22 protein-coding genes are annotated in these 23,302 nt (G+C 55.6%); 9 read left to right on the top strand and 13 right to left on the bottom strand.

Features of this window, described 5'->3' with window-relative positions; all coding sequences use genetic code 11:
- Positions 1–87 precede the first annotated feature (87 nt).
- The 6 genes from IEC33019_RS07915 to IEC33019_RS07880 all read right to left on the bottom strand — a co-directional run bounded on the left by IEC33019_RS07915 (position 88) and on the right by IEC33019_RS07880 (position 6,006).
- Positions 88–702, bottom strand: a complete 615-nt coding sequence (locus IEC33019_RS07915; RefSeq protein ID WP_253776123.1) for a ubiquinol-cytochrome C chaperone family protein — start codon at positions 700–702, stop codon at positions 88–90.
- Positions 695–1,845, bottom strand: a protein-coding gene (locus IEC33019_RS07910) for an IS3 family transposase (RefSeq protein WP_087535084.1) whose coding sequence is annotated in 2 segments (ribosomal slippage) — positions 695–1,611 and positions 1,611–1,845 — 1,152 coding nt in all. Because the reading frame shifts where the segments join, the coding sequence is not laid out codon by codon here. The genes IEC33019_RS07915 and IEC33019_RS07910 overlap by 8 nt, the downstream gene beginning before the upstream one ends.
- 97 nt (positions 1,846–1,942) lie before the next feature.
- On the bottom strand, positions 1,943–2,134 hold the full coding sequence (locus tag IEC33019_RS07905; RefSeq protein WP_157765877.1) for a hypothetical protein: 192 nt from the start codon (positions 2,132–2,134) through the stop codon (positions 1,943–1,945).
- A gap of 106 nt (positions 2,135–2,240) precedes the next feature.
- A protein-coding gene (locus IEC33019_RS07900; protein WP_099593259.1) for an IS3 family transposase occupies positions 2,241–3,403 on the bottom strand; the annotation gives its coding sequence in 2 pieces (ribosomal slippage) (positions 2,241–3,148 and positions 3,148–3,403; 1,164 coding nt in all).
- A gap of 315 nt (positions 3,404–3,718) precedes the next feature.
- Positions 3,719–3,958 (bottom strand): hypothetical protein, encoded by a 240-nt coding sequence (locus tag IEC33019_RS07895; RefSeq protein WP_070094535.1) that lies wholly within the window; start codon positions 3,956–3,958, stop codon positions 3,719–3,721.
- A 1,136-nt stretch (positions 3,959–5,094) separates the two neighbouring features.
- Positions 5,095–6,006, bottom strand: a complete 912-nt coding sequence (locus tag IEC33019_RS07880; protein ID WP_070094533.1) for a LysR substrate-binding domain-containing protein — start codon at positions 6,004–6,006, stop codon at positions 5,095–5,097.
- Between the two features lie 176 nt (positions 6,007–6,182).
- On the opposite strand from IEC33019_RS07880, the gene IEC33019_RS07875 reads away from it, so the two are divergent.
- The 5 genes from IEC33019_RS07875 to IEC33019_RS07855 all read left to right on the top strand — a co-directional run bounded on the left by IEC33019_RS07875 (position 6,183) and on the right by IEC33019_RS07855 (position 13,156).
- Positions 6,183–7,805 carry a BCCT family transporter gene (locus IEC33019_RS07875; RefSeq protein ID WP_070094532.1) on the top strand — a complete coding sequence of 541 codons (1,623 nt, stop codon included), beginning with the start codon at positions 6,183–6,185 and terminating at the stop codon, positions 7,803–7,805.
- The gene (locus IEC33019_RS07870; RefSeq protein WP_070094531.1) at positions 7,802–8,920 is read left to right on the top strand and encodes a mandelate racemase/muconate lactonizing enzyme family protein; all 1,119 of its coding nucleotides are present in this window, start codon (positions 7,802–7,804) and stop codon (positions 8,918–8,920) included. Before IEC33019_RS07875 ends, IEC33019_RS07870 begins: the two co-directional genes overlap by 4 nt.
- Positions 8,921–9,111: 191 nt before the next feature.
- Positions 9,112–10,640 (top strand): IS3 family transposase gene (locus tag IEC33019_RS07865; RefSeq protein WP_437436776.1). Its coding sequence is split into 2 segments (ribosomal slippage): positions 9,112–9,568 and positions 9,568–10,640, totalling 1,530 coding nucleotides; the frame shifts between segments, so codons are not numbered across the junction.
- 81 nt (positions 10,641–10,721) lie between these two features.
- Positions 10,722–11,840, top strand: a complete 1,119-nt coding sequence (locus IEC33019_RS07860; protein ID WP_081337512.1) for a mandelate racemase/muconate lactonizing enzyme family protein — start codon at positions 10,722–10,724, stop codon at positions 11,838–11,840.
- Between the two features lie 386 nt (positions 11,841–12,226).
- Complete coding sequence (locus IEC33019_RS07855) at positions 12,227–13,156, top strand: LysR family transcriptional regulator (protein WP_070094233.1); 930 nt, start codon at positions 12,227–12,229, stop codon at positions 13,154–13,156.
- Between the two features lie 23 nt (positions 13,157–13,179).
- On the opposite strand, the gene IEC33019_RS07850 is transcribed toward IEC33019_RS07855, so the two are convergent.
- The 5 genes from IEC33019_RS07850 to IEC33019_RS07830 form a co-directional block, all read right to left on the bottom strand.
- A complete protein-coding gene (locus tag IEC33019_RS07850) occupies positions 13,180–14,775 on the bottom strand; it encodes a BCCT family transporter (RefSeq protein WP_070094234.1) in 1,596 nt (531 codons plus the stop codon).
- A 170-nt stretch (positions 14,776–14,945) separates the two neighbouring features.
- On the bottom strand, positions 14,946–15,626 hold the full coding sequence (locus IEC33019_RS07845; protein ID WP_099593257.1) for a DUF1028 domain-containing protein: 681 nt from the start codon (positions 15,624–15,626) through the stop codon (positions 14,946–14,948).
- 25 nt (positions 15,627–15,651) lie between these two features.
- A complete protein-coding gene (locus IEC33019_RS07840; protein ID WP_070094236.1) occupies positions 15,652–16,065 on the bottom strand; it encodes a RidA family protein in 414 nt (137 codons plus the stop codon).
- A complete protein-coding gene (locus IEC33019_RS07835; RefSeq protein WP_070094237.1) occupies positions 16,028–16,723 on the bottom strand; it encodes a HutD family protein in 696 nt (231 codons plus the stop codon). The genes IEC33019_RS07840 and IEC33019_RS07835 overlap by 38 nt, the downstream gene beginning before the upstream one ends.
- A gap of 68 nt (positions 16,724–16,791) precedes the next feature.
- Positions 16,792–18,297 (bottom strand): 4-hydroxyphenylacetate 3-hydroxylase family protein, encoded by a 1,506-nt coding sequence (locus tag IEC33019_RS07830; protein WP_070094238.1) that lies wholly within the window; start codon positions 18,295–18,297, stop codon positions 16,792–16,794.
- A 216-nt stretch (positions 18,298–18,513) separates the two neighbouring features.
- On the opposite strand from IEC33019_RS07830, the gene IEC33019_RS07825 reads away from it, so the two are divergent.
- Positions 18,514–19,044 carry a flavin reductase family protein gene (locus IEC33019_RS07825; protein ID WP_081337513.1) on the top strand — a complete coding sequence of 177 codons (531 nt, stop codon included), beginning with the start codon at positions 18,514–18,516 and terminating at the stop codon, positions 19,042–19,044.
- A 368-nt stretch (positions 19,045–19,412) separates the two neighbouring features.
- Here IEC33019_RS07825 and IEC33019_RS07820 read toward each other — a convergent pair whose 3' ends face one another.
- The gene (locus IEC33019_RS07820; RefSeq protein ID WP_070094239.1) at positions 19,413–20,384 is read right to left on the bottom strand and encodes a sensor domain-containing diguanylate cyclase; all 972 of its coding nucleotides are present in this window, start codon (positions 20,382–20,384) and stop codon (positions 19,413–19,415) included.
- Between the two features lie 153 nt (positions 20,385–20,537).
- Positions 20,538–21,425 (bottom strand): MerR family transcriptional regulator, encoded by an 888-nt coding sequence (locus IEC33019_RS07815; protein WP_070094240.1) that lies wholly within the window; start codon positions 21,423–21,425, stop codon positions 20,538–20,540.
- A 152-nt stretch (positions 21,426–21,577) separates the two neighbouring features.
- On the opposite strand from IEC33019_RS07815, the gene IEC33019_RS07810 reads away from it, so the two are divergent.
- The 3 genes from IEC33019_RS07810 (at position 21,578) to IEC33019_RS07800 (ending at position 23,300) form a co-directional block, all read left to right on the top strand.
- Positions 21,578–22,024 (top strand): PAS domain S-box protein, encoded by a 447-nt coding sequence (locus IEC33019_RS07810; protein ID WP_070094267.1) that lies wholly within the window; start codon positions 21,578–21,580, stop codon positions 22,022–22,024.
- 104 nt (positions 22,025–22,128) lie between these two features.
- Positions 22,129–22,551, top strand: coding sequence for a nuclear transport factor 2 family protein (locus IEC33019_RS07805; RefSeq protein WP_070094241.1), 423 nt, complete (start codon positions 22,129–22,131; stop codon positions 22,549–22,551).
- Positions 22,548–23,300, top strand: coding sequence for an SDR family NAD(P)-dependent oxidoreductase (locus IEC33019_RS07800; protein ID WP_070094242.1), 753 nt, complete (start codon positions 22,548–22,550; stop codon positions 23,298–23,300). Before IEC33019_RS07805 ends, IEC33019_RS07800 begins: the two co-directional genes overlap by 4 nt.
- Positions 23,301–23,302: the final 2 nt, after the last annotated feature.

Raw genomic sequence — 23,302 nt, 5'->3', positions numbered from 1 at the left:
TACGCCAGTAGGTCGTTAACTTGATTATCCCCAATATGTGTTTCCTCTTAATCTGAGGGAGACGTATCTCCCCTATCGTGCTATTAATCAAGCAGCTGCAGAGTTTCCGCATTCTGAGCAGAAACGAGCCGTGTTCGCGATTGGATGCTGGCACTGGCTGCAGCTTTTGACGGTACGTGCCATGATCGCTTTCTGGCGCATGTAGGCCAGCTGGACAACGCATGGAACCGTAACCCTGTAGGCAGGACTGGCAAGGTCAGCGGCTGTCCACAGTGCAGTAATCGCCCACCCGACTGGCCCAATCACAACACTTATGCTCCTCATAAGCTGGCCCGTTGCTACAAACGAAAGACCTTTGCCGAGAATGGCCTTCGCAATGGCATTCGCCACAATTGCTGCGACCTTATAGGTCGCGAAGCCTCCAGCTTTCGCGGCGCAAATGGTGGCGATCGCTGCTGCTGGGCCAGCAGTCGAGTAGCTTGCGACCCCCAGTTCATCCAAGATCGCTTTGCGTTCAGCATCAGTCATTTGTTCGAATGCACGGGACAGGATTTTTCCGAGAATCTCCTGCTCAATGACGCTGACTGGGTCATCTGCGAAATTGACCTTGAGATGCTTGGCCACATCTCTGACGATCTCGTCATACGCAACCCCATCTTTGCGGAACAGGTTGAGCTGAATCGCCCCTGGTTTTCTAGACACTCTCCAAGCTCAGGAAATAGCGTTTCTCATACTCTACTGGAGACAGCTGCATAGCACTGCTGTGTCGGCGTTTAGGGTTATAGAACATCTCGATGTAATCGAAAATATCACTTCGGGCTTCTTCACGGGTTGTGTAGATCTTTCGTCGGATTCGCTCTCGCTTCAAAAGCTGGAAAAAGCTCTCGGCTACAGCATTGTCGTGGCAGTTTCCCCGCCGGCTCATGCTGCTGATTACATTGTTGGCCTTCAAAAAGCTTTTCCAATCCGAGCTACTGAACTGACTGCCTTGATCTGAGTGAATCATAACTTGCTGCTGAGGCTTGCGTCGCCAAACAGCCATCAACATCGCGTCGATAGCCAGGTCGCTGCACATCCTTGGCTTCATTGACCAACCAATTACTTGGCGTGAGAACAGATCCAGCACTACCGCGAGGTAGAGCCACCCTTCATAGGTGCGGATGTAAGTGATATCTGTCACCCAGACCTTGTTCGGCTCACTTACCTTGAACTGCCGCGCGAGGTGGTTGGGCGAGGCCACTGTTGGTTTTCCACCATAGAACCCTGGACGCCGCCGATAGCCCGTTTGAGAACGCAGCCCCTCCGCCTGCATCAAGCGCCTGACTCGATTTCGGCCGCATTCCTCTCCCAGCTCACGCAGGTCATCGTGAATTTTGCGGTAGCCGTATACACCTCCGCTTTCCAGCCAAGCGTGTTTGATCAAGCCAAGCAGACGTTGATCTTCTTTTGCTCGGGCAGATTGAGGCTCGGCCAGCCAGGCGTAATAGCCGCTGGGGTGCACCTTGAGGGTTTGGCAAAGGCGCCGCACCGGGTAATCAGTCGAGTGCTTCTTGATGAAGGCGTACTTCAGCCGCACTCCTTGGCAAAGTACGCGGCGGCCTTTTTTAAGATGTCTCGCTCTTCCGTCACGCGCTTGAGTTCAGCGCGTAGCTTGCGCAGTTCGGCCTGCTGATCGTCGTCTTGCTGACGCTGCTCTTGGGGCTTGCTGTAGACCTTGATCCAGGCGTAAAGACTGTGCACGGACATGCCCAGGCGCTGGGCGACATCGGCGACAGGTTTGCCTTTCTCGGTCACTTGCTTGACCGCTTCGATCTTGAATTCTTCGGGGTAACGCTGACGACTCATGGCACCTCCTATTTGGGCCTCATTATGAGGCTTGGAGGTGTCTACGAAACCAGGGGCGATTCAAATCGCCTCGATGCTGGAGGTCGATAGGATTTCATCAAGATTCATGGGTTACTCCCCGGTCAATGATCCGTGCACCCATCACAATGCACAGAGGTAAAAGATGCGTGTAGATGCCCTGCTCGAAATCCGGATGCGCCGGCATAGCAGCTGTGGCGAGAATGCCCTGCTGAACCCTCCTTCCCAGGCTCGAATCAGACCGATTTTCGACGCCCACGTACTTGGCCATACGTAGCACCGTGGCAGCCCGGGTCAGAGGACGGTTGTTTTGCTCATTCCCCAGCGCCTCAATCATTGAGCTTATAGACTCGTTATTCCGCACATGACTGTAGTGGTCAACTTATCCCGGACACGGTTTTGAGTTTTTCTTCAGCTTTCGCCGGAGCCAGTCCATCGTTGAACAGATGAGGCCGGATCCAGTTGTAGTGGCCCATCAGGTATTGGCCAATGTCTCGTTGAGCTTGCTGCCCGGTCAGGTAGCCCGTGGTCGGTTTCCACTCTGATTTCAAGCTGCGAAAGACTCGCTCCATCGGTGCATTATCCCAACAGTTGCCTCGGCGGCTCATGCTCTGGCGCATGCGGTAGCGCCACAGTCTCTGGCGGAACTGACGGCTGCCATATTGCGATCCCTGGTCAGAGTGGAACAGGAGTCCTTGAGGCTTTCCACGTTGTTCGTAGGCGACGTCCAGCGCTTTGACCACCAGGTCTCCATCCGGCTTTTCTGATAAGGCCCAGCCAACCACTCTGCGTGCATAGAGATCCAGAACAACTGCCAGATAGTGCCATTTGCCCTGTGCCCAGACGTAAGTGATGTCTCCACACCAGACCTGATTTGGAGCTTCGACATCAAACGCTCGGTTCAAGGTATTCGGTATATCTGGCCGCTCCCCTGTGGCTTTTTTGTACGCATGTGATCCTGGCTGCTTGCTGATCAACGCCAGCTCACGCATCAGGCTGCGTACCTTGAACCGCCCGATTTGCTCACCCTCTTCTTGCATCATTGCCATGATGGTACGGCTGCCAGGCGCACTTCGACCTCGCGTGAATAACTCATTCACTCGACTGCGCAACCGTAGTCGTTCAACGTCCGGAGTTCGCCTTCTGTGACGATGTGCGTAGTAACTTGAGCGAGTGACTTCGAACACTTCGCACAAACAATCAACGGGCTCATGGTCGCTGAGCTGGCGGATCAGCGCGTACGCTCGAGATCTTCCGACATCAAGAGCGCGGTAGCCTTTTTTAGTATCGATTTCTCGCGTTCAAGGCGCGTGATCCGGGCTTCCAACTCTTGGATTTTTTGCTGCTCTGGCGTCAACGCTTTGCTGGCCGGCGTAACGCCGCCGCGCTCCTGCTGAAGCTGATTAACCCATCGGCGTAGGGCCGATTCGACCAAGCCGAGCGAACGGGCCGCTTCGGCATGGCTGTAGCCTTGATCGAGCACCAGGCAGGCAGCTTCGTGCTTGAACTCAGGGGTAAAGGTACGGCGTTGCTTGGTCATCGGACACCTCTCTGTGGCGAACATTCTCGCCTAAATGGGTGTCCGGGGTTAGTAGACCACTACACTCAGGATCCTGATCTGACTGGCCGGTAGTGCGGCCCGGGCGCTTGGGAGTTACGGATTGCCAACGGGGATCCGCGCGCCAACGCCTCATCACCTCTTCAAAAGCGGTGTCTTTAAGGCCCATCGCCTCCTGCAATTTTCTGAGGCTGTCTATTTCTCCCTTTTCATATTTTTGGATAAGACCTGTACGAAAACTCCCAATCTCCTTCTGCTCCTCCGTGAAAGTTTCGGCAGAAACATAGCTTTCAAAAGTTAATTTTTTTCCTCTTCCTTCGCACTCTTAAGTAACAAATTTAGGAGTTCCTCAAGGTCTTTCTCAGACGGCCTCAGCATCATGTTGCGGCCTACTCGCGTAATTTCATCCGTGCCTGATCTGATAATGGCTTCATCGGTCGATGAATCGTAACCGACATAGGCGAATGTGCAGCCTGGCTTATCCGCCAGCATGACAATATCGCCATACTTGAGCTCCGAGAAGGGTTTGCTCTGCATGCTCAAGGCTCCATGCCGGACGTTTCTACTGACTTCCAGTAGGTCGCGAGGCGACGCCGGATCAGTGAATCAAGAGGTGGTGCAATGCCAATATGAGTGCAGTAGGCTTTGGCACGCCTGAGGATATGCTCATTCGTGATGAATGGTTCTTCATAGACTTCAAACCAAGAGTATTTGGTGTAATACTCTCGGATGAAATCATGTCGATAAAGGTGGCTACCTCCAGGCTCATCATGGGTGTATCTTCGTTCATAGGTGGCACTCCGGAGGATACATCGCTGTAGCTCATGCAAAATGTCTAAGTGCGGTAAATAAGGGCGGTTGTTCAGGGCTCCCATTCTCCGTGTCCATTTCTTGGCCACCTCGTATAAGGCTTAATATGAGGCCTCTACTGAGAGAGCCGACGCATCTGAACAGAAAGCGGTTCGGGTACTCCCATCGCTCCACCGCATCAATTTGATTCGCCCTTGCGTGCCCATCCCGCCTCTTACTAGGTAGAGATCCTGATCGGCCTTGTGGTTGGCTAGCGCGCCTGTGCAAAGCATGCCCCATCTCTCCGGTGAGTCATGAACCTCTTGGGTATAGCAGCGGTTGGGAAGAACGACTTGACCTCGGCGATAGATGGTCGTGATTTGGTCATCTATCACCGAGGTTTTATTCACAAAACCTCGGTGATAGATGAATTGTGGTGGCGAGATTCTTTAGCTTTCAGGGTGTTGCGGGTGAGGTGGCGATAGGTGAACCGTGACAGTTTCCACTAACCCCCGTTGAGATTTTCACAAAACCCGTTGCATCAAAATCAAGCGCTTATTCATGGCTCCCCGTCCTCCTTGTTAGTGCCGATGCAAAACTGACCCACCCCAGCGAAGTAAAACTGACCCACCTGAGCTACAGCATTCAGCAAGCTCACCCGCTCTAGCTGCACCCCCTACTTCCGGAGCTTACGTCTAGCTTCGGAGTCACTGCTAGGACATTTGCTCCTGGAGCCATGGGATCAAGCATCGTTTGATCCCGACTGTCCGACACCTGGGCTGGAACACTTCGCTCCGATGGTGCGCAGAATCTTGGGTCGCAAGGCCTTCGATCGTGCCGTGATCGGTCAAGAATATCCCCTGGAATAAGCTGAGTCAGCCTTGCTACGGCTCAACCACCATACTCCGCAGCCATTCGATAAAGCTTCTGGCTGTTGGACTTAACGTGTGCTGCGGTCGAGTAAGGATGTAATACGCAAGTGGGTGTCGCATGGTCATCTCTGGAAAAGGGATGACCAACTCACCGCTTCGCAGCTGTCGCTCGATTAGTTCCATCGCACAGAGCGCAACGCCATACCCTTCAATCGCCATCTGAGCTAATACGTTGGAGTCGGTGACAACGTGACCGTTCTCTACGTTCAGATGTTCGTCAGGATAAACAGCATGCCATCGCTTCCAGTCTTGGTAGTTTCGATCATGAAGTAAGCTGTGCTTAGCCAAATCAGAGGGGCTGCGCAGTGGAGGCGATCCCTCAAGTAAGGCGGGAGAGCAAACCGGCACGTAGTTCAAACTCAAGAAATACTCCGCATCGAAACCCGGCCATTGCTCCCCTCCCCATTTTATTGCCACCTCGACCTGCTTAGGAAACTCCACTCGCTGTGTACTTAGAATCTGCTGAATCTGTACTTCTGGAAATTTCTTTGTGAAATGCCTGAGGCGTGGCGTCAACCAAAAAGCGCTAATCACTGGCTCGGTTTCAATATGCAGAACCGGGGGCTGGTTTCTACGTGAGCATCGATTAAGCGCACCGATCAGTTGCTCTAGCGGCACTTTGAGATCATCCAGTAGCTGTTTGCCGGCAGCCGTCAGCACCACTGAACGTGTGGATCGTTCGAACAACTGAGATTGTAGAACCTCTTCAAGTTTAACGACTTGCTGGCTGATCGCGGACTGGGAGAGATGAAGCGCATTTGCAGCGCGCGTAAAGCTTCCCAGCTCTGCAACTGTGCGAAAGGCCAGCAGCAGACCAAGGTGTGGCAGGCGTGTAGAGGCAGGCGAAGGGCCAAAATCATTCATAAGCAACCGTAATATATTTATTAGGAAACGGCGTTTTTCTTCGCGTACGGCCCTGGCATAGATTGCACCTAGTCCCTCGTGGGTCGGGCCTACCTAATAATGACAACATCAGGAACTCAATATGCAAGCTCAAATTACAGCTGCGCCTGCTCTCGCCTCCACCTTTGGAGGTCGTCATGAGTAATCTTCACGACTCTACCCTTGCCCCCCGCAAGGACGTCCCCCTCATCGCCACCAGCATCGTTGTCGTGGGCACGATCGTAGCGGCCCTAACAGTGTTCCCAGATGAAGCCAAAACCTTGGCTGATCAGCTGTTCACTCAGGCTACGATGACCTTCGGCTCCCTCGTACAACTGCTTGGCTTTTTTTGCGTATTACTCATCGTCGGATTAGCGTTCAGCAAATATGGAAATATTCGGTTGGGCTCCGGCAAGCCTGAGTATGGCAATACCAGCTGGGTCTTCATGTTCATCTGTGCAGGCCTTGGATCGGCAACCATGTATTGGGCCTTCATGGAATGGGCTTATTACTACCTGACGCCAGGGCTGGGCATCGCGGGCTCTACTCCGCAGGCGCTCGACTACAGCATCGCCTATTCCTTCTTCCACTGGGGCATCACGCCGTGGGCCATCTACGGCATTGCCTCACTAGCTCTGGCTTACCACTTTCACGTCCGGCGCAATAAGGGCTTGAGCCTGGCAGCAGTTGTTGAGGCAATTACAGGCCTCAGAGCACATGGGCCGGTGGGGCGAATCATTGACGTGATCTTCCTGTTCGCAACGTTCGGCGGTCTCGTTTTGACCATGACCCTCACGACCTCCACAGTCGCCAAGGGCCTATCCGACCTGACCGGCATCTCTGATGGTTTTGTGACGAAAGCCGCTCTCGTTTTGGCCGTGACCGTAGTGTTTTCCGCGAGTTCCTGGATCGGCATCGGTTCTGGTATGCAGCGTCTGGCTCATATGGCGTGCGGGATGACTCTCGCATTCGGGCTGGTGGTTTTGTTGCTGGGGCCAACGCTATTCATCTTGAATAACCTCACCAATGCCATCGGCCTCAGCGTGCAAAACTTTGTGCAAATGAGCCTGTCCACCGACCCTAATGGCTCGGGCGAATTTTCTCGCGGCTGGACTGTTTTCTATTGGCTTTACTGGATTACCTATACCCCAGGTGTTGCGATCTTCGTAACTCGAGTATCGCGCGGTCGGACCATTCGCGAGGTCATCATGGCGATGGTGCTCGGCGGTTGCGGAGGTTGCTGGTTCTTCTTCGGCAGCCTGCAGAGCTACGCGATCCACGAGTTCATCACAGGAGCTATCAATGCCCCGGCCATGCTTAGCGGTGCCGGCGGAGAAGCAGCGGTTTCGATGCTTCTGAACAGCCTCCCCATGGGCAAGCTGTTCTCAGTGCTGTATTTCCTCTTGATGCTGGTGTTCCTTGCCTCTCACCTGGACGCTGTTGCTTATACGGTGGCAGCAACCAGCACTCGCAACCTGCGTGAAGGTGATGATCCTACTCCAGGCTTGCGTCTCTTCTGGTGCATCATGCTTGCTGCTCTTCCTTTAGCGATGCTTTACATCAACGCTTCGCTCCACACGCTAAAAACAGCGGTCATCCTCTCGGCTATTCCCTTTATCCTGATCCTGCTCGTAAAAATCTGGGGCCTACTCAAATGGCTGCGTGAGGATTACGGATCGGTACCGGCCCAGCAGATCGTTGAAGAAGCGATGAAGCAGCGGGAGGAGATTGAAATCCCACTCCCCTCCGTCGAAGCGCGTACCCGGGAAGCCCTTGCATGAAGATCATTGATGTTGAAGCAATCTGGCTACGCGTACCTGCACTTGGGCAACCTTGTGAATGGGGTGAGGACGCACTGGTTGTCCGCATTCACACGGACAACGGGCTCATCGGTATCGGCGAAACCGACAGTGCACCGGCAGTGGTGAAGGCCCTGATTGAGATGCCTTCATCTCATGAAACCTGCCAGGGACTACGAGATGTACTGATAGGTGAAAACCCTCTGGAAATTGATCGCCTGTGGCAGAAGATGTATCGCCAAACCGAGTACGTGGGCCGTCGCGGTGCAGGTATTCATGCGATCAGTGCCTTGGACATTGCGCTTTGGGACATCGCGGGACAGTTTTATAAAGTCCCAATTCATACGCTGCTGGGCGGAAAATACCGTGATCGAATTCCAGCCTATGGCACTTTCATCCCTCGCCCCGACGAGGCCGGTAACAGGGACATGCTTGGCACCTTGCTCGATCAGGGCTTGACCAGCATCAAACTCGGCGGCGCCGGGTTCGGGGATGACCCCATCAAAGACAAGCAATTGCTGAAAATCGTACGCGAAGAGATCGGCCCTGACATTCAGCTTCAAATAGATCTAGTGGGACGGTGGCGCAATGCAAACCATGCGATCGCGCAATGTGAAGCTTTGAGGGAGTTTGATCTGAACTGGATCGAAGAGCCCCTCCCCTCAGACGATAGCCAGGGTCTTCTGCGCCTTGCGAAATTTGCCGGCATTCCCGTCGCCGGAGGCGAAGGTCTAGCCACTCGGCATGAGTTTGCAGCATTTCTGGAGTCCACACACCCAGACATTGTTCAGCCCGATATAACGCGCTGTGGCGGAATCAGTGAGATGGTGCACATTAGCTCGCTGGCTAAGCGGCATGGGGCGCGCCTGATACCGCATGGTTTCAGCACCGGCATATTGCTCGCTGCAACGACGCACTTCTTGGCCGCAAGTGAGCATGGAGATTTACTGGAATATTCACAAAGTGACAGCCCGCTGTTCCACAGCTTAGTGCGCAATCTGCTGCCATTGGAAGATGGCAGTGTCCGTGTCCCTGATTTACCGGGCTTGGGTGTAGAACTCGATGAATCGTTAATTGATCGATTCCGCGTCGCGTAAGCCAACATGCTTCAAGTGTCGATCAGCGATCGGCACTCACAAAAGAAAACATGAGAGCAAAGCCATTCGCTACTCATGAGAAAACTCACACCGCTAAATTCTGTGCAGGTCTTTGCCTGACTTAGTCGTGAGCCCTCCATGTCAGGATAGTTGTCGCCCGTCTCATTCGATGGAGGGCGTAGGACTGTCTCATGAAACAACGCCGTTATACCGCTGAGGAGAAAGCCTGGGCGTTGCAGCAAATGTCGGCGCCTTTCAGCCGTCCGGTCACAGAGTTGGCTAAGCAAACAGGCATTACTACTGTCACACTTCGGGCTTGGCGTAATGAAGCCAAGACCCAGGGAGTGCAAATGGCAGGAACAGGTAAACGCAATGGGCGCTGGAGCAGCGCTGACAAGTTCAGAGCTGTGCTTCAGACGGCTGCAATGAGCGAAGCAGAGATTTCAGAATACTGCCGAAGTGCAGGAATTCTGCCGTCGGATCTGGTGCTGTGGCGTACAGCTTGTGAGCAGGCGAATACTCCAACCCAGCAAGAACCCGTCAAAGATATCGCGTCGGTCAAGCGTATCGAGCAACTGGAGCGTGAGTTACGGCGTAAAGAAGCGGCTTTGGCAGAAACGGCGGCGTTGTTGGTACTGCGAAAAAAGGCCGATGCGATCTGGGGCAAGGACGAGGACGAATGACCAGTGCTGCAGATCGCACAACTGCCCTTCAGTTGATTGACGCCGCTGTAAGAGCAGGCGCTCGTCAAAGTGCTGCCTGTGAAGAGTTGGGACTCACTGAGCGCACGGTGCAACGATGGCGCCATCAACCTGAAGATGGGCGGCCTGGCGCAGCCCGCCCTGAGCCAGCCAACAAGCTCAGCGAACGTGAGCGCTTGGCCCTTTTGGATGCAGCCAATCGCCCTGATTGCGCCGACCTCACACCGCATGAAATCGTGCCGAAGTTGGCAGATGAAGGCCTCTACCTAGCCTCGGAATCGACATTTTATCGAGTGCTCAAGTCAGCGGGCCAAGCACACAGGCGTGGGCGTAGTCGAAGACCAAAGGCCAGACCACTCACGACCCATAGGGCGAGTGGGCCCAATCAGGTTTGGTGTTGGGACATCACTTGGTTACCGAGTACTGTCAAAGGACGTTTTTTCTATTGGTATATGGTCAAAGATATCTACAGCCGCAAGCTGGTCATGAATGAAGTACACGAGGCAGAAAGTGCTGAACATGCCAGTATCCTGCTGGAGCGCGCCTGCCTACGTGAAGGGATTCGCCCGGATACATTAGTGCTTCATTCAGACAATGGCAGTGCGATGAAGGGCGCGACAATGCTCGCTGCGCTACGTGACCTTGGTGTTCTGCCATCTTTCAGCCGCCCGCGGGTCAGCAACGACAACGCCTATGCCGAGGCTCTATTTCGAACAGCTAAGTACTGCTCACGGTGGCCCAGCGTGCCTTTTGGATCGCTCGATGAAGCTCGTATGTGGGTAATGCGGTTTGCTGCCTGGTACAACAATGAACATCGCCATAGCGCGCTCAAATATGTCACCCCCTCGCAGCGACATCATGGTCAAGATGGCGCTTCGCTGAGGCAGCGTGAACAGTTATACGAAGCAGCGCGGCGTCAGAATCCAGGACGATGGGCCCGAGATGTCCGTAACTGGAAATTGCCTAACCATGTGTACTTGAATCGCGAGCGAGATCCAGAGCAAAAGCGCACCGGTTAAACCAGGCACGACAACTACCTTGACGCGCACCGTGAGCAGAAAGTAAATAAGCTGGTTTTTAAATAGCCTAGCAGGTATGTAATGAACGACTTGATCATCGATCGGGTGGAGGTATATGTATGCCGCCCGACACAACGCGGCTCGACTTGGACGCCAGACCAGCCGGATCCTTGCACCACCCATACCTTTCTTCGTGTCCTTACTCGCGAAGGCATCGTAGGCACAGCAGGAACGGACTCGTACACCTTCCATGGCCCCGATATGGTGCTCGCCGAAACCCTGAGGGACATGATCCCAGACCTGAAGGGGCGGTCAGCTCATGAACGTGCAACGCTATGGCAGCACTTCAAACCCAAAGCATATGCTCGCTCGGCTCAAGCGCAGGCCCTCATTGACGTAGCCCTATGGGACATTGCTGCTCAGGCCTGCGGCCAGCCTCTGCACAAGATGTTGGGTAGCCAGCGCAATCAAATTGAGGCCTATGCCAGCACCCCCGTTTTAGCAAGTCCGCAAGCGTACGTAGAGTACGTGAGCGAGTGGGTGGAAAAAGGGTTCCGAGCGCTCAAGTTCCACTGCTGGTGCGAAGCTGACAACGACGTTCAAATGGTCGAAGCAGTTCACCGTGCTCACGGTGAGAAAGGCTTGGCGTTGATGCTCGACGTCGAGCAGAAGTATGACCTCGCTGCCGCGCTGCGTGTCGGAGGCGTACTGAGCGAATGCGACTACACCTGGTTTGAGGCGCCGCTGGATGACTATGACCTCGCCGGCTACCAGGCTCTCACCAAAAAGCTGAACGTTCCGGTGCTCGCTGCAGGAAATGCGATTGCTGATCCCCTGCTGGTGGAGTACGCGATGGACAACCATTGCTGGAGCCGTGTACGCATTGATGCGATGACCTGCGGGGGAATCACCCCTGCCCTAGCCATCATGCAACGTGCCGCCCAGATTGGTCTGAAGGTGGAATTGCAAAGCTGGGGACACTCACTAGCTCAAGCCGCAAACCTTCATCTGATGCTGAGCCAGCCTAACTGTACCTATTTCGAACAAGCTTGCGAGTTCGAGGCGTTCGAGTTCGCCACGGCCAATCCCATTCGTGCTAACGATCAGGGCATGGTTACTGCCCCAGTTCTGAATGGCCTCGGTCTGGAAATTGAATGGAGCGCCATCCAGAGTACCGCGCTCGCACAGCTTTACGTTTGATGGTCAACCTCTGCCCCGGCCCGTCTCTTGGCTGCCGACATCTCGCCGGCTCCCTCCAGCAAGCTGGGACTGCAGACGGGGAACAGCTCAAAACGCATCGGCTTGGGTTTACGCTTCATCGAACGCAAGGAATAACCGGTTGCATGCGATGCCGGTCACAAAAACGCTGCAGCGCATCAGCATCGTAGCCCTTGGACTGCGCGTCTAAAGTCTCCGATGAGTTACCGATCCCTGAAGGGGCTTTGCTTATCGAAAAAAGTTGGCTAGCACTTTTGAAAAAACAGGTCTTGCACGATGGGGGCGATGCGGTTTTCGGGTTAAGGTGCCCTGGCAACCCGGGCAAATCACCACTCAACGCTCCCATAATCAAAACAAGAGTGATAGCAATGGCCTCCTATACCTTGCGCCAACTTAAGTATTTCGTGAGTACCGTCGACTGTGGAAGCGTTGCTGAAGCCTCACGCAAGCTGTACATAACGCAACCATCCATCTCAAGTGCCATCAAGGGGCTGGAAGAAGCCTTCAATGTACAGTTGTTCATTCGCCACCACGCCCAAGGCTTGGCGCTTACCCCTTCAGGGGCGCGTTTCCATCGCAAGGCCGAACAGTTGCTGCGCATGGCGTATGAGTTCGAGCAGAATGCTTTGGCCGAAAACGATGTGGTGGCCGGCACCGTCGATATTGGTTGCTTCGAAAGTATCGCGCCGCTGTTCATGCCACGGCTCATTGCCGGTTTCCGCGAACGGTACCCAGGCGTCACGATTCGCATACGCGATGGAGAGCAGCAGGAGTTGATGCGCGGCCTCACTGCGGGCAGCTATGACCTGGCGATATTGTATGACTGGGACCTAGACACGACCATCGAGTCCACGCCGCTGCTAACGGGGCAACTACCCTATGCGCTGTTGCCCGCCAATCACCGCTTTGCTTGTCAGCCACGTGTCTCATTGCGTGACCTCATTCATGAACCCATGATCTTGCTGGACATCCAGCCCAGCGCAACCTATTTCGTCAGTCTTTTCGATCGGCTTGGACTGACTCCAAACATTGCCTTCAGCTCACCCTCCATTGAGATGGTGCGAGGTATGGTAGGGCACGGGTTCGGCTTTACCTTGCTGGTTACAAGGCCCTTTTCTAACTATACGTATGATGGCCAGCCCGTCACTGCAGTGGCAATTACCGAGGCGGTTGATTGCCCAACACTCGTGGCCGCCTGGCCAAAGCGTTCTCAACTGACCAAGCCAGCGCAACTGTTCGTCGATTATTGTCATGAGTGCCTGAACGGCGGCGACCAGGAAAGCCACAAGGCGCAGTGACATCAGTCACTGCGCCTTGCTACTCAAACGACCTCGGTGCGTACGTTGGAGGAAATTTCAGGAGGTGGCACAACGTACTGCTCTTCCTCAAGTCCGATGGAGACATAGTCGAACTGTTTCAGTCTCGGCTCGTCCATACGCAACTGGCGTAAGAAGGACAGTGTCATGATCAGCAGGATGAACAGGATCGGCAACGCACCTACCGTCGCGGCGATCTGCAGTGACTCCAGCCCTCCAACCACCATCAATGCGATCGGCAGCAACGACAACGCCACAGCCCAGATCAGGCGTTGCGAGCGAGGGGGCTCTTCCCCCTCGACCAGTCTATCAATGGTGGTTGAGGCCAGGATATAGGACTTGGAGTTGAACAGTGTGGCCAAGAAGATCACCGCAACGATCGCAAACGCGGCGACCACCCATTTACCGCCTGGCAGGGTACCGACGACCTGCACGATTGCTTGCTCAGCACCAACTTCCTTGATCAGCCCCGTCACATTGAGCGCACCGGTCAACTCCAAGTTCAGCGCATAGTTGCCCAGAATCATGTAGAACAACGCACACCCAGAGCTTCCATAGAACAGCATGCCCAGAATCACCTGGCGCAGCGTGCGCCCGCGGGAAATGCGAGTGACAAACAGTCCAAGTGCAGGCGCCAGCACAAGCCACCAAGCCCAGTAGAAAACTGTCCATGATTGGGGGAAACCACTACGTCCAACCGGATCGGCCCATGTGCTCATGTGCACGAACTCCTGCATCATCAGCCCAACGCTGGTCACCGACATGTCCATGATGAATTGGGTAGGGCCAACGACAAAGACGTACGCCAGGAGCAACAGCGCCAGGATTACACTCCAATCCGAGGACTTCTTGATGCCGCGGTCCAATCGATAGCAGACACTCCAGGCGAACAAGCCGGTAACGATGGATATGATCGCGATGTTAAGGCCGATACCCCGCTCAAAACCGAACAGGTAATGCATGCAGGCGGCGATCAGCGGTGTGCCAAGCCCAAGCGAAGTGCCTGCTGCAGCCAGAAGCCCGAGTACGAAGAATATGTCGATGGCTTTACCCACCGGGCCATCAACCCAGTCACCCAGCAGTCCACGGCACGCCTCGCTAATTCGGTATACGTAGCGCTTGCGCAGGTAGTAGCAGTAAGCAATCGGTAAGGTTGCGAGTGCAAAGAAAGCCCAACCGGTGATGCCCCAGTGGAAAATCCCATAGGCGCCGGCCATTTCAATGGCCGAATTCGAGCGAGGTGTCATCCCCATCGGTGGCGACTGGATATGGTAAGCCCACTCCACTGCCCCCCAGTACAGCACACCGGTACCGATACCGGCAGAGAACACCATGGAAGTCCAACTGAAGGATGAAAACTCGGGGGCACCTTTGCCTAGGCGGATGTTGCCAAAACGGCTGAATGAGATCCACATCAGGAAAAGAACAGTCGCCAGGCCCCCTATGAGATAAAGGCTACCAAATGTATTGCTGACAAAGGCAAGGACTGCCTTGACGAAGGATTCTCCTTCCTTCGGATAGAGTGCCAAGGGAAGACTCACCAGCACAATAAGGCCGATTGAGACGCCAAATATTGATCGATCCACGCGATTGAAACTCATGCGACAACCTCTTATATCGTTTTTGTCGGGTCTGAGGGCGCCCTGGAGTTACCCAGTCACCCTTGTCTTCTGAGGCAGTTAGGCTGCCAGCTCGTTGCGCTTCAAGCGGCGAACGCGCTGGTGCTTTTGACGTTTCCCTACATCACGCTCTTTGACGGCACTCTGGCATGTCACTCGTCCCCCGGTACGCCGTAACTTGGCGCGCAGGCCGGATCAATGGCGCGGGTGACATAGGCCTGCATTTCCCCCTCATAGCGCTGCCAAAGCTGGCGTAACTCACGCAAAGGGTCGTCATCATTCCAGTCCACCCGCAGATCGACCAGCGGCCATGGATGTTCGTCCGCGACAATCAACGAAGCCGAATGCACCGGCCCCTCCTCGCCCCCGGCCTGGTAAAGTCCTGACTCCAACGCGAGAAGCAAGCGTTCGGCCAGGTGCAGGTGAGCATTTTCCTCAAAGGTCTGCACCATGGTTTGCGGCAAAGACCGGGCCTTGAGCAGGTTGCCTGCCGCGACGCAGTCCAGCCCTTCTGCTACCGCATGGGTGCCCAAGGTTTTGCTACCCGAGAAGCTCGCGGTATTTCCGTTGACATCAATGACTGTGACCTGCCGATACTGGGTGTGATCATGATCGGCGAGCACCTTGTCCAGGGCCTGACTGGCAGTGTCTCCGGCTTCAAGACGCGCAACGATCAGGCTGCCCAGAGATGGCAAGGTGACGTTCTGGGTGGATACTGCGCCAACGCCCGCACTGGCCCATGGGCAGCGTGCGCCTACGCAGATGGAAGAGGTAGTTACCGCCACACCGACCATACCCGTTCGCTCACAGCGCCCCACTATTGAAAAGGTCATGCTTATCTCCCTCGTAGTGGGTGGCTCAAGCCGGAATGACTGCGGTGACTTCTATTTCCACCAACCACTCAGGGCGAGCGAAGGCGTCAACCACCAGCCCAGTGGAGCAAGGGTGAACACCTTTCAGCCATTTGCCCATCGTCTGGTACACCGCTTCGCGATAGCGGATGTCGGTGACGTAGACAACGATCCGGCAGATGTGGTCGAGGTGACTGCCCGCTTCCTCCAGCAGCATCTTGATGTTCTGCATGGTCTTCTCGGTCTGGGCGATCGGGTCGCCGATGTGCAGACATTCACGGGTTTCCAGGTCCTGGGAGACCTGGCCACGCAGGAAGACCATGGTGCCTTTGGCAACGACACCTTGGGAAAGGTCGTTGTCGAGTTTCTGCTCTGGGTAGGTGTCACGGGTATTGAACGGACGCAGGCGCTTGTGAATCATGAGGTGCTCCAAAATGTGAATAGTTGATGTGCTCAACCAACGAAGAAAGGGTGATGGTGGCGTGATAAAGCTGGCCCGCCACCGGGCTGACAAAACGAACTGCAGGGGTTGGCTCACTGGCTGACAGCAGCAGGAACATCGCGTCATGCTCGACCAGTTCAACAGGCTGCTCCCGACCTTCTATCCGCACCTGTGCGCTGCAAGCCAACAAAAAGAACAGTTCGATCCGTAGCCCACCGGTAAGCGGTGCCGCGCAGGAAAAACCTGAGGACGGCAAGTCGAGAAGTTCATCCGTCACTCGGGTTCCTGGTCGATGAATGATGTTCAAGGCAAAGGCCGACGGCGTTTGTAGCGTGCACTGCAACGCCTCTGAACCATCGAACTCAAACACCGAGCCACGGTGGCCAAGTGCTGTCCGCCTGAAGGGTGCAGAACAAGCGAATGCGCTGCGGCCACGTAGCACCGCATGCCGGCGCAGGTAGCCTGGGTAACGGGTGAAGTCGCTGGCAATCTTGTCGATGCTCGCAGCGCCGACGCGTAGGTCGTAGTGACCTGGTGGCGAGCCTTGCGGCACGACCAGCAGATCGCTGGCCAAGCCCGCATTGTCACCCCACGACTGGAACCGTCGGGTGGCCGCTTTATCGAAGATGATTTCCATGCAGCTTCACCTGTCTTCCAGATTTACCTGACGCCAGAGGCGCAGTGGTTAGCCAGTACGGATGTCGATCACGACACCACGGCCGGACGTGCCAGTGCAGCCTGCGGCTTTGGTGCAGCCGGCTTGCTACCCATGACGCGGTCGGACAAACCGGCCGATTTGCGCACGAAGTCCAGCGGGCCATCCCAGTCGAAGTTGCGGTATACCGCCCCCAGGTGAGCGAAGGGTGGCGATTGAGCAAACAGCTGAAAGGTCAGGCGGTGGCCGGCGTAGTCGGAGTTCATGAGGTCACGGGCAAATGCCAGCAATTTGCGCCGGTCCTCCGCCACCCAGTCCTCGTTGATGGTGTAGTACTTGTCCAGCCACTTGCCGGCTTCCGGATGAGCGAAGGTTGCGGCATCGGGGGTGACGCAGATCTGTCCGCCGCACAGCTCACGGGCGATATGGGTCATGTTGTGCAACTGCGATGTCGCCAATACACGCCCGGTGTACAACAGCGACTGGTTAGGCATCAGCAGGCCGCCCGGGCTCTTTTCTGCCAGGGCTATGGACGCGGTAAGGTGAGCGTTGATCCCCTCGCGGTAGCAGGCCAACTGCGCCAGCTTTTCCTGCACGGCTTGCTGGTGCTCCAGGCCAGTCTGGCGAGCGTTGAACAGTGCAGCGCCGATCAGCATGTCCGCCACTTTCAGGTTGCGCTGAACGAACGCGAACGCGCTGTAGCGGTGCAGGGTCGATCGAATGAACGAAGCAGCCTTGGTGTTCTGGTAGAACAGCACGTTTTCCCAAGGGATCAGCACGTTGTCGAAGATCACCAGGGCATCCACTTCATCGAAGCGATTGGCCAGTGGATAATCATCGCGGCTGCCACGCCCGGTGAAGCCGCTACGGCAGATGAACTTCAGGTTCGGCGAACTGAGATCGCAGATGAAGCCGACCGCATAGTTCGACATTTCGGCATTGCCCCAGTTGGCAATTGTCGGCTTGGTGAACGCCTGGTTGGCATAGGCCGCTGCGGTTTCATACTTCGCACCGCGAACGATGATGCCAGCATCGGTTTCCTTGACCACATGCAGCAGCATGTCTGGGTCTTGATCCTGCGGGCGCTTGGAGCGGTCGCCTTTCGGGTCGGTGTTCGCCGAAACGTGGAATGGATCAGCGTAGAGCACCTTGTCGATGTGCCGGGCGATGTTCGAAGCAAACTGTGGGTTGACCTCGTTGAGCACATCCTGGCCGTCATACAGCGACCACATCTCACCGACGGTCTCGTCTCCAACGCGGGTAACCACGCCACCGATATCATTTAGTACTGCGTCGGTGGCGTTACGCTTGTCCCACCAGTCCTGTTGGGTGTGAGGCAACTTCAGGCCAACCGAGTGGGTCTCGCCTTGGTCGTCCTGATAGCTCATGACATTGCGGGTAGCCGCATCGTGCTGCATGTCATAGATCCGTGCCCGCACGTCCACCAGCGGCTTGAACGCCGGGTGGGAGGGTACATCCTTGACACGCTCGCCATTGATATAGACCTCGCGATCATCTCGGATCGACTCGCGATATTGGTCACCTGTTCTGATCATGCTCGCTCCTAGTGATTGTTGTTGAGGAACGGCCACATTCTGCTCACAGGCTTTGCACCGGCGATATTCGCTTTTTTCTTGACCTGACCAAGAGAAAAACAGGTCTGTACAGCGCACGTAATTTTCTTGTCTTGGCCCAAAAATTAACTGCTTTCGGCTACACGCTCCGCGCTTTCAGAATGGGGTCAACTTCACCAAAACAAGAGGATCGTCCCGATGAGCATGACTGCGAGCAAGGCCCCTATCACTGAACCGACGATGTCCACTCAAGACTTCATTACAGCCATGGGCAGATGCGCCACTGGCGTGACCGTGATTGCCACTGATGGCGCAGCTGGTCGTTTCGGTGTGACAGTCAGTGCGATGTGCTCCGTGTCTGCCGAGCCTCCACTGCTGCTGGTGTGTGTCAACCGCAACAACCTGGCGAATGCCGCCATCCATCAGAATCACTGTTTTTCGGTCAATGTCATCGGCGAGCATCAACAACAGGTTGCTCAGGTCTTTGCGGGCCAGGTGAAGATTGAAAACGGTGATCGCTTCAGCTGCGCAAGCTGGGTAAATGAAGTAACCGGTGCGCCAGTGCTCGAAGACGCCCTGGCAAGCTTCGATTGTGTTGTAGAACAACAGCACGAACTGGGCACCCATACCGTATTTGTAGGGCGTGTACAGCGGGCCACTAGCACTGACGGCAGCGCAGTGGCGTATTCCCAGCGCAGCTTCTGCTCGCTGGTAGCACGGCTTCCGTAACCATCATGGCCTTCATGATTGCTAGACGGTGTCCGGACACTGCCCAGTTGGGTATCGCAATCAGCGCATCGACCATTGCTGTCGATGCCTGCTGACTCGGGACGAACGGCTGGAGCCAGTACCGATAGGTCATCGTCATTGCGGCTCAAAGCGCCACCACCCTGTTCAGCCTGCGGCCAGGTTCAGGGCAACAGGGTGTGTTGTGTGGCCTTTGCACCTTCAGGCCAGCACGTCAGAGGCTGTATGACTCTGTGATGCTGCGTTGAAAACAGCCTCGGAATACTCATTTACAAGCCGTAAAGTCGAGTGCGACTCCGACCATTCCTCGGCTGTTTTCGCCTTGCCTGACCTTCTTATCAAGACGAGTATCAAGGCTTTTCGTACAAAGCCTGATCCCCTCCCAACTGCACATACTCAATGCGGTGTCGGCCATTGTTTTTAGCTGCATACAGCTGCTGGTCCACGGCCTTGATGAAGTCTGTAGGTTTTTCCCGCTCGCCTGGCACCAGAGAGCCTGCTCCTATGCTGACGGTGAGGCGGTGGCCATGAGGCGATAGTGCATGCACGATGGCCTGCTTCTGAATTAACCGCTGGCAGCGCTCAGCAACTTTACGCGCCACCACCGCATCGGCTTCGGGCAGCAGCGCGACAAATTCTTCGCCGCCATAGCGAGCAACAAGATCACGAGGACCATCCAGCGCCAAACTCAGCGTCTGTGCAATCGCGATCAAACATTTGTCGCCTTGAATATGGCCGTACAAATCGTTGTATTGCTTGAAAAAATCGACGTCAAACAAGAGCAGAGACAGTGGCAGGCGCTCGCGGCGCGCACGCTCCCACTCCAACTCGAAACAGCTATCGAAGCGGCGACGGTTGGCGATATTCGTCAAACCGTCCTTGAACGAAAGCACCTCCAGCTCTTTCTGCAAGCTCAGCAGTTGGTCTTCGGTCTTCTTGCGCTCGCTGATGTCGAACATGAAGCCAATCAGTGCTTCGACCTCGCCACTGTCATTGCGCACCACGTGCACAACGTCGCGAATCCACACATAGCCGTTGTCCTTGGTCAGCGCTCGGTAGTCCGCCTCATGGTCCACACCAGCCTGGGATTGGGTCACGCAGAAATTCACCACATATTCGCGATCTTCTGGATGCATGCGCATAGCCCAGTCTTCCACGCTCACCCAACTTTCAGGGCTCCAACCCAACAATGCCTCAATTTGAGGGCCGATATACGCGAATTTCATCGATTTCCAATCAATCTTCCAAGGAATCGCCTTGGTCGACTCCAGCAAGGTTCTGTACACCTCACTGTCATTAACAAACTCGTTTATATCGGACATACACAATAGCCCTCAAATCCACAGTAGTGAGCCACTTTAGCCTGAAGTAGTAAGTCGTGGAGATTTACTGAATGACTACAGAACATCTCAATGAAATACGGCACCTCCAAGCCTCGTTATGGGCTTGGAGGTGCCTGGAAAACCTGGGCGATCTCACAAGTCCAGCTCGCCTCTGATCAGGGCCTCAAGTGTCTGGGCGACATCGGGTCGCTGGTCATTCAGCCAGTAGGCAGGAATGCCCTCTAACAACGTTTTGGAAGCGTCCAGTTCCTCTCCCATCAGCGCCAGTGGACATACAATCTCCATTTGCAACAAACGCAGTCGCTTGGCCAACTGTGGGCTTATCACCCCCTGCACGACAACTACCACGGCTGCTGGCTGCAGCGCTGCGCATAACAAAGGCAGCTCTTCAAGCGGTTGGCCACAACCGAGGACCTCGATGCGCTGTCGCTCGCTGCTCAACAGTCGGCCGGCGCACAGTAGCTCAAGCTCGGCTTGTTCCTGCAGACCTGCCAGTAATACTGGTGGTCCATCAGGCTGGTTCAATTGAAGGCGCATCAACAACCGAGCGCGCAAGAAATTATCAAGAAACAACCATTGGCTGCGTTCGCCAAAGCCGTCACCCGAAGCCAGATCACGCCAGACTGGCAGCAGCACCTCACGCAATACGGTCAACTTGGGCAAAACTGTCCACAACTGGCCGTGCACGGCTTCCAGGCCCTGACCATCAAAAGCCCGCGCTGCACGCGCCAAGGCATCACGCCACTGCTGGTAGACACTGTTCTGCTCTGGGGCTGGCTCATCGACACCGACAAGCCTTTCGCCCACTTTGCTGATCGGCAACCCATTGGATGTCCAGCGCTGGATGTCGCGGATTCGCTGAACGTCCTTGGCCGTGTAAAGGCGGTGGCCGCCCTCGGTGCGTTGCGGGTGGATCAGTCCGTGGCGACGTTCCCAGGCACGCAAGGTCACCGGATTGATGCCAGTCAGGCTGACTACATCACGCATGGGCAGCAGATCGGTTGGAATGGACTCAGTCATTGCGAGCGGTCATCTGAACGGCGGATTACTCTAAACCTATACAGACCTTCTGCGCCGTGCAACCTTAGGTCATCATGCAGCGAACCGCGCCGTGACTGTACGCACGGAAGTACGCTGCGCTTATCGCACATGAAGATTCGGTGGACTGGCTCATGATCAACGCAAAGCTTTTGCAATTGATGGTCGAAAATTCCAACGATGGCATCGTCGTCGCCGAGCAGGAAGGCAACGACAGCATCCTCATCTATACCAATCCCGCTTTCGAGCGCCTGACCGGCTATCGTGCCGATGACATTCTTTATCAGGACTGCCGATTCCTCCAGGGTCAGGACCATGACCAGGCAGGCGTCGCTTCGATCCGCGAGGCTATTCGTGCAGGCCAGCCTTGCCGCCAGGTACTTCGCAACTATCGCAAGGATGGCAGCCTGTTCTGGAACGAATTATCCATCACACCTGTACGCAACGAGGCGGACCAGTTGACCTATTACATCGGCATCCAGCGTGACGTCTCGGCCCAGGTATTCGCTGAGGAGCGGGTTCGCGAGCTGGAAGCGGAAGTCGCAGAACTGCGTCGGCAACTGGGCGAGGCCAAATCCTGATCAAAAAAACTGTACAGCAACCGCTCTGTGTATAGATTTTATATTGAGCTTCAGCTATACCTGTACAACGACTCACGGTTGTACAGGTTTTTCTGGAGCCCAGCATGTCAGCCTATCTACAGCAATTCGCCGAGCGCTTCGCCCGCCTCGACAGCAATCGTCTCCATGAACTGGAAAATCTGTACAGCGACGACATCACCTTTCGTGATCCCTTGCACGAGATTCAGGGCCTTGAGGCCCTGAGGGCTTATTTCGCGCAGCTGTACGAGAACGCACACGACATCCGCTATACCTTCTGCGACGCTCATGAAGTCCTGCCCGGCCAAGGCTACCTGCGCTGGACCCTGCAGTTTCGCAATCCTCGACTGGCCCGCAATCGGCCGGTCAGCTTGCAAGGATGCAGCTACTTGCGGTGGCGTGAGCGTGTCCATGTTCACCAGGACTATTTCGATGCAGGTGCCCTGCTCTACGAGCACCTTCCGATCATGGGCAGCGCGATCCGCTGGCTCAAAGGCAGGTTGGCATGAGCCGCTGCTGGCTGACCGGAGCAAGCAGCGGTCTGGGCGCCGCGCTCGCGCAATGCCTGTTGGAGCAGGGTCACCACGTTGCCTTGGGCGCGCGTCACGAGCGGCGCCTTGCTCCTTTGGTGGAGCGGTTTCCCGGGCAGGTTCTGCTGGCCATCGGCGATCTCGATGACCCTACCCAGATAGCTCGCAGTGCAGCCCAGATCAAGGCAGCCTGGGGAGCGCTGGATTTGGTGATCCTCAATGCGGGCACGTGCGAGTACCTGGAGCCTGGGCATTTTGACCCGGCCTTGGTTGAGCGTGTGATGCGCACCAACTTTTTGGGCGTCAGCCAGTGCCTGGCCGCCGCCCTGCCCTTGCTTCGCGCCGGTAAACAACCTCATTGGGTCGTGGTGGGCAGTTCGGTGACCTGGCTGGCGCTGCCCCGTGCAGGCGCCTATGGCGCCTCCAAGGCCGCCGTGCGTTATCTGGTGGAGTCTCAACGCATCGACCTGGCACACGAAGGCATCGATGTCACGTTGGTCAGCCCAGGCTTCATCGACACGCCCCTGACCCGTCGTAACGACTTCCCCATGCCACAGCTGTGGTCAGCCGAGCGCGCCGCACAGCATATCGTCAGGCATCTGCACCGACGTCCGCTGGAGATCAACTTTCCAGGTCTTTTCACCTGGGTGTTGCGTGTGCTCGGTCGACTTCCGCCACGTGTCCGCCTGGCGCTGGGCAGGCGTCTGGCACGTCATGAACAGGAATGAGA

Source organism: Pseudomonas putida (assembly GCF_002741075.1).
GTDB lineage: Bacteria > Pseudomonadota > Gammaproteobacteria > Pseudomonadales > Pseudomonadaceae > Aquipseudomonas > Aquipseudomonas putida_T.
The sequence above is the reverse complement of the archived record's forward strand: the minus strand, read 5'-3'. Positions and strand labels throughout refer to the sequence as shown.

Bases quoted from the DNA above. Each gene is read 5' to 3' on its own strand.
- IEC33019_RS07905 (WP_157765877.1), bottom strand. From the start codon at position 2,134: ATGGCCAAGTACGTGGGCGTCGAAAATCGGTCTGATTCGAGCCTGGGA.
- IEC33019_RS07895 (WP_070094535.1), bottom strand. From the start codon at position 3,958: ATGCAGAGCAAACCCTTCTCGGAGCTCAAGTATGGCGATATTGTCATG.
- IEC33019_RS07880 (WP_070094533.1), bottom strand. From the start codon at position 6,006: ATGAATGATTTTGGCCCTTCGCCTGCCTCTACACGCCTGCCACACCTT.
- IEC33019_RS07875 (WP_070094532.1), top strand. From the start codon at position 6,183: ATGAGTAATCTTCACGACTCTACCCTTGCCCCCCGCAAGGACGTCCCC.
- IEC33019_RS07870 (WP_070094531.1), top strand. From the start codon at position 7,802: ATGAAGATCATTGATGTTGAAGCAATCTGGCTACGCGTACCTGCACTT.
- IEC33019_RS07860 (WP_081337512.1), top strand. From the start codon at position 10,722: ATGAACGACTTGATCATCGATCGGGTGGAGGTATATGTATGCCGCCCG.
- IEC33019_RS07855 (WP_070094233.1), top strand. From the start codon at position 12,227: ATGGCCTCCTATACCTTGCGCCAACTTAAGTATTTCGTGAGTACCGTC.
- IEC33019_RS07850 (WP_070094234.1), bottom strand. From the start codon at position 14,775: ATGAGTTTCAATCGCGTGGATCGATCAATATTTGGCGTCTCAATCGGC.
- IEC33019_RS07845 (WP_099593257.1), bottom strand. From the start codon at position 15,626: ATGACCTTTTCAATAGTGGGGCGCTGTGAGCGAACGGGTATGGTCGGT.
- IEC33019_RS07840 (WP_070094236.1), bottom strand. From the start codon at position 16,065: ATGATTCACAAGCGCCTGCGTCCGTTCAATACCCGTGACACCTACCCA.
- IEC33019_RS07835 (WP_070094237.1), bottom strand. From the start codon at position 16,723: ATGGAAATCATCTTCGATAAAGCGGCCACCCGACGGTTCCAGTCGTGG.
- IEC33019_RS07830 (WP_070094238.1), bottom strand. From the start codon at position 18,297: ATGATCAGAACAGGTGACCAATATCGCGAGTCGATCCGAGATGATCGC.
- IEC33019_RS07825 (WP_081337513.1), top strand. From the start codon at position 18,514: ATGAGCATGACTGCGAGCAAGGCCCCTATCACTGAACCGACGATGTCC.
- IEC33019_RS07820 (WP_070094239.1), bottom strand. From the start codon at position 20,384: ATGTCCGATATAAACGAGTTTGTTAATGACAGTGAGGTGTACAGAACC.
- IEC33019_RS07815 (WP_070094240.1), bottom strand. From the start codon at position 21,425: ATGACTGAGTCCATTCCAACCGATCTGCTGCCCATGCGTGATGTAGTC.
- IEC33019_RS07810 (WP_070094267.1), top strand. From the start codon at position 21,578: ATGATCAACGCAAAGCTTTTGCAATTGATGGTCGAAAATTCCAACGAT.
- IEC33019_RS07805 (WP_070094241.1), top strand. From the start codon at position 22,129: ATGTCAGCCTATCTACAGCAATTCGCCGAGCGCTTCGCCCGCCTCGAC.
- IEC33019_RS07800 (WP_070094242.1), top strand. From the start codon at position 22,548: ATGAGCCGCTGCTGGCTGACCGGAGCAAGCAGCGGTCTGGGCGCCGCG.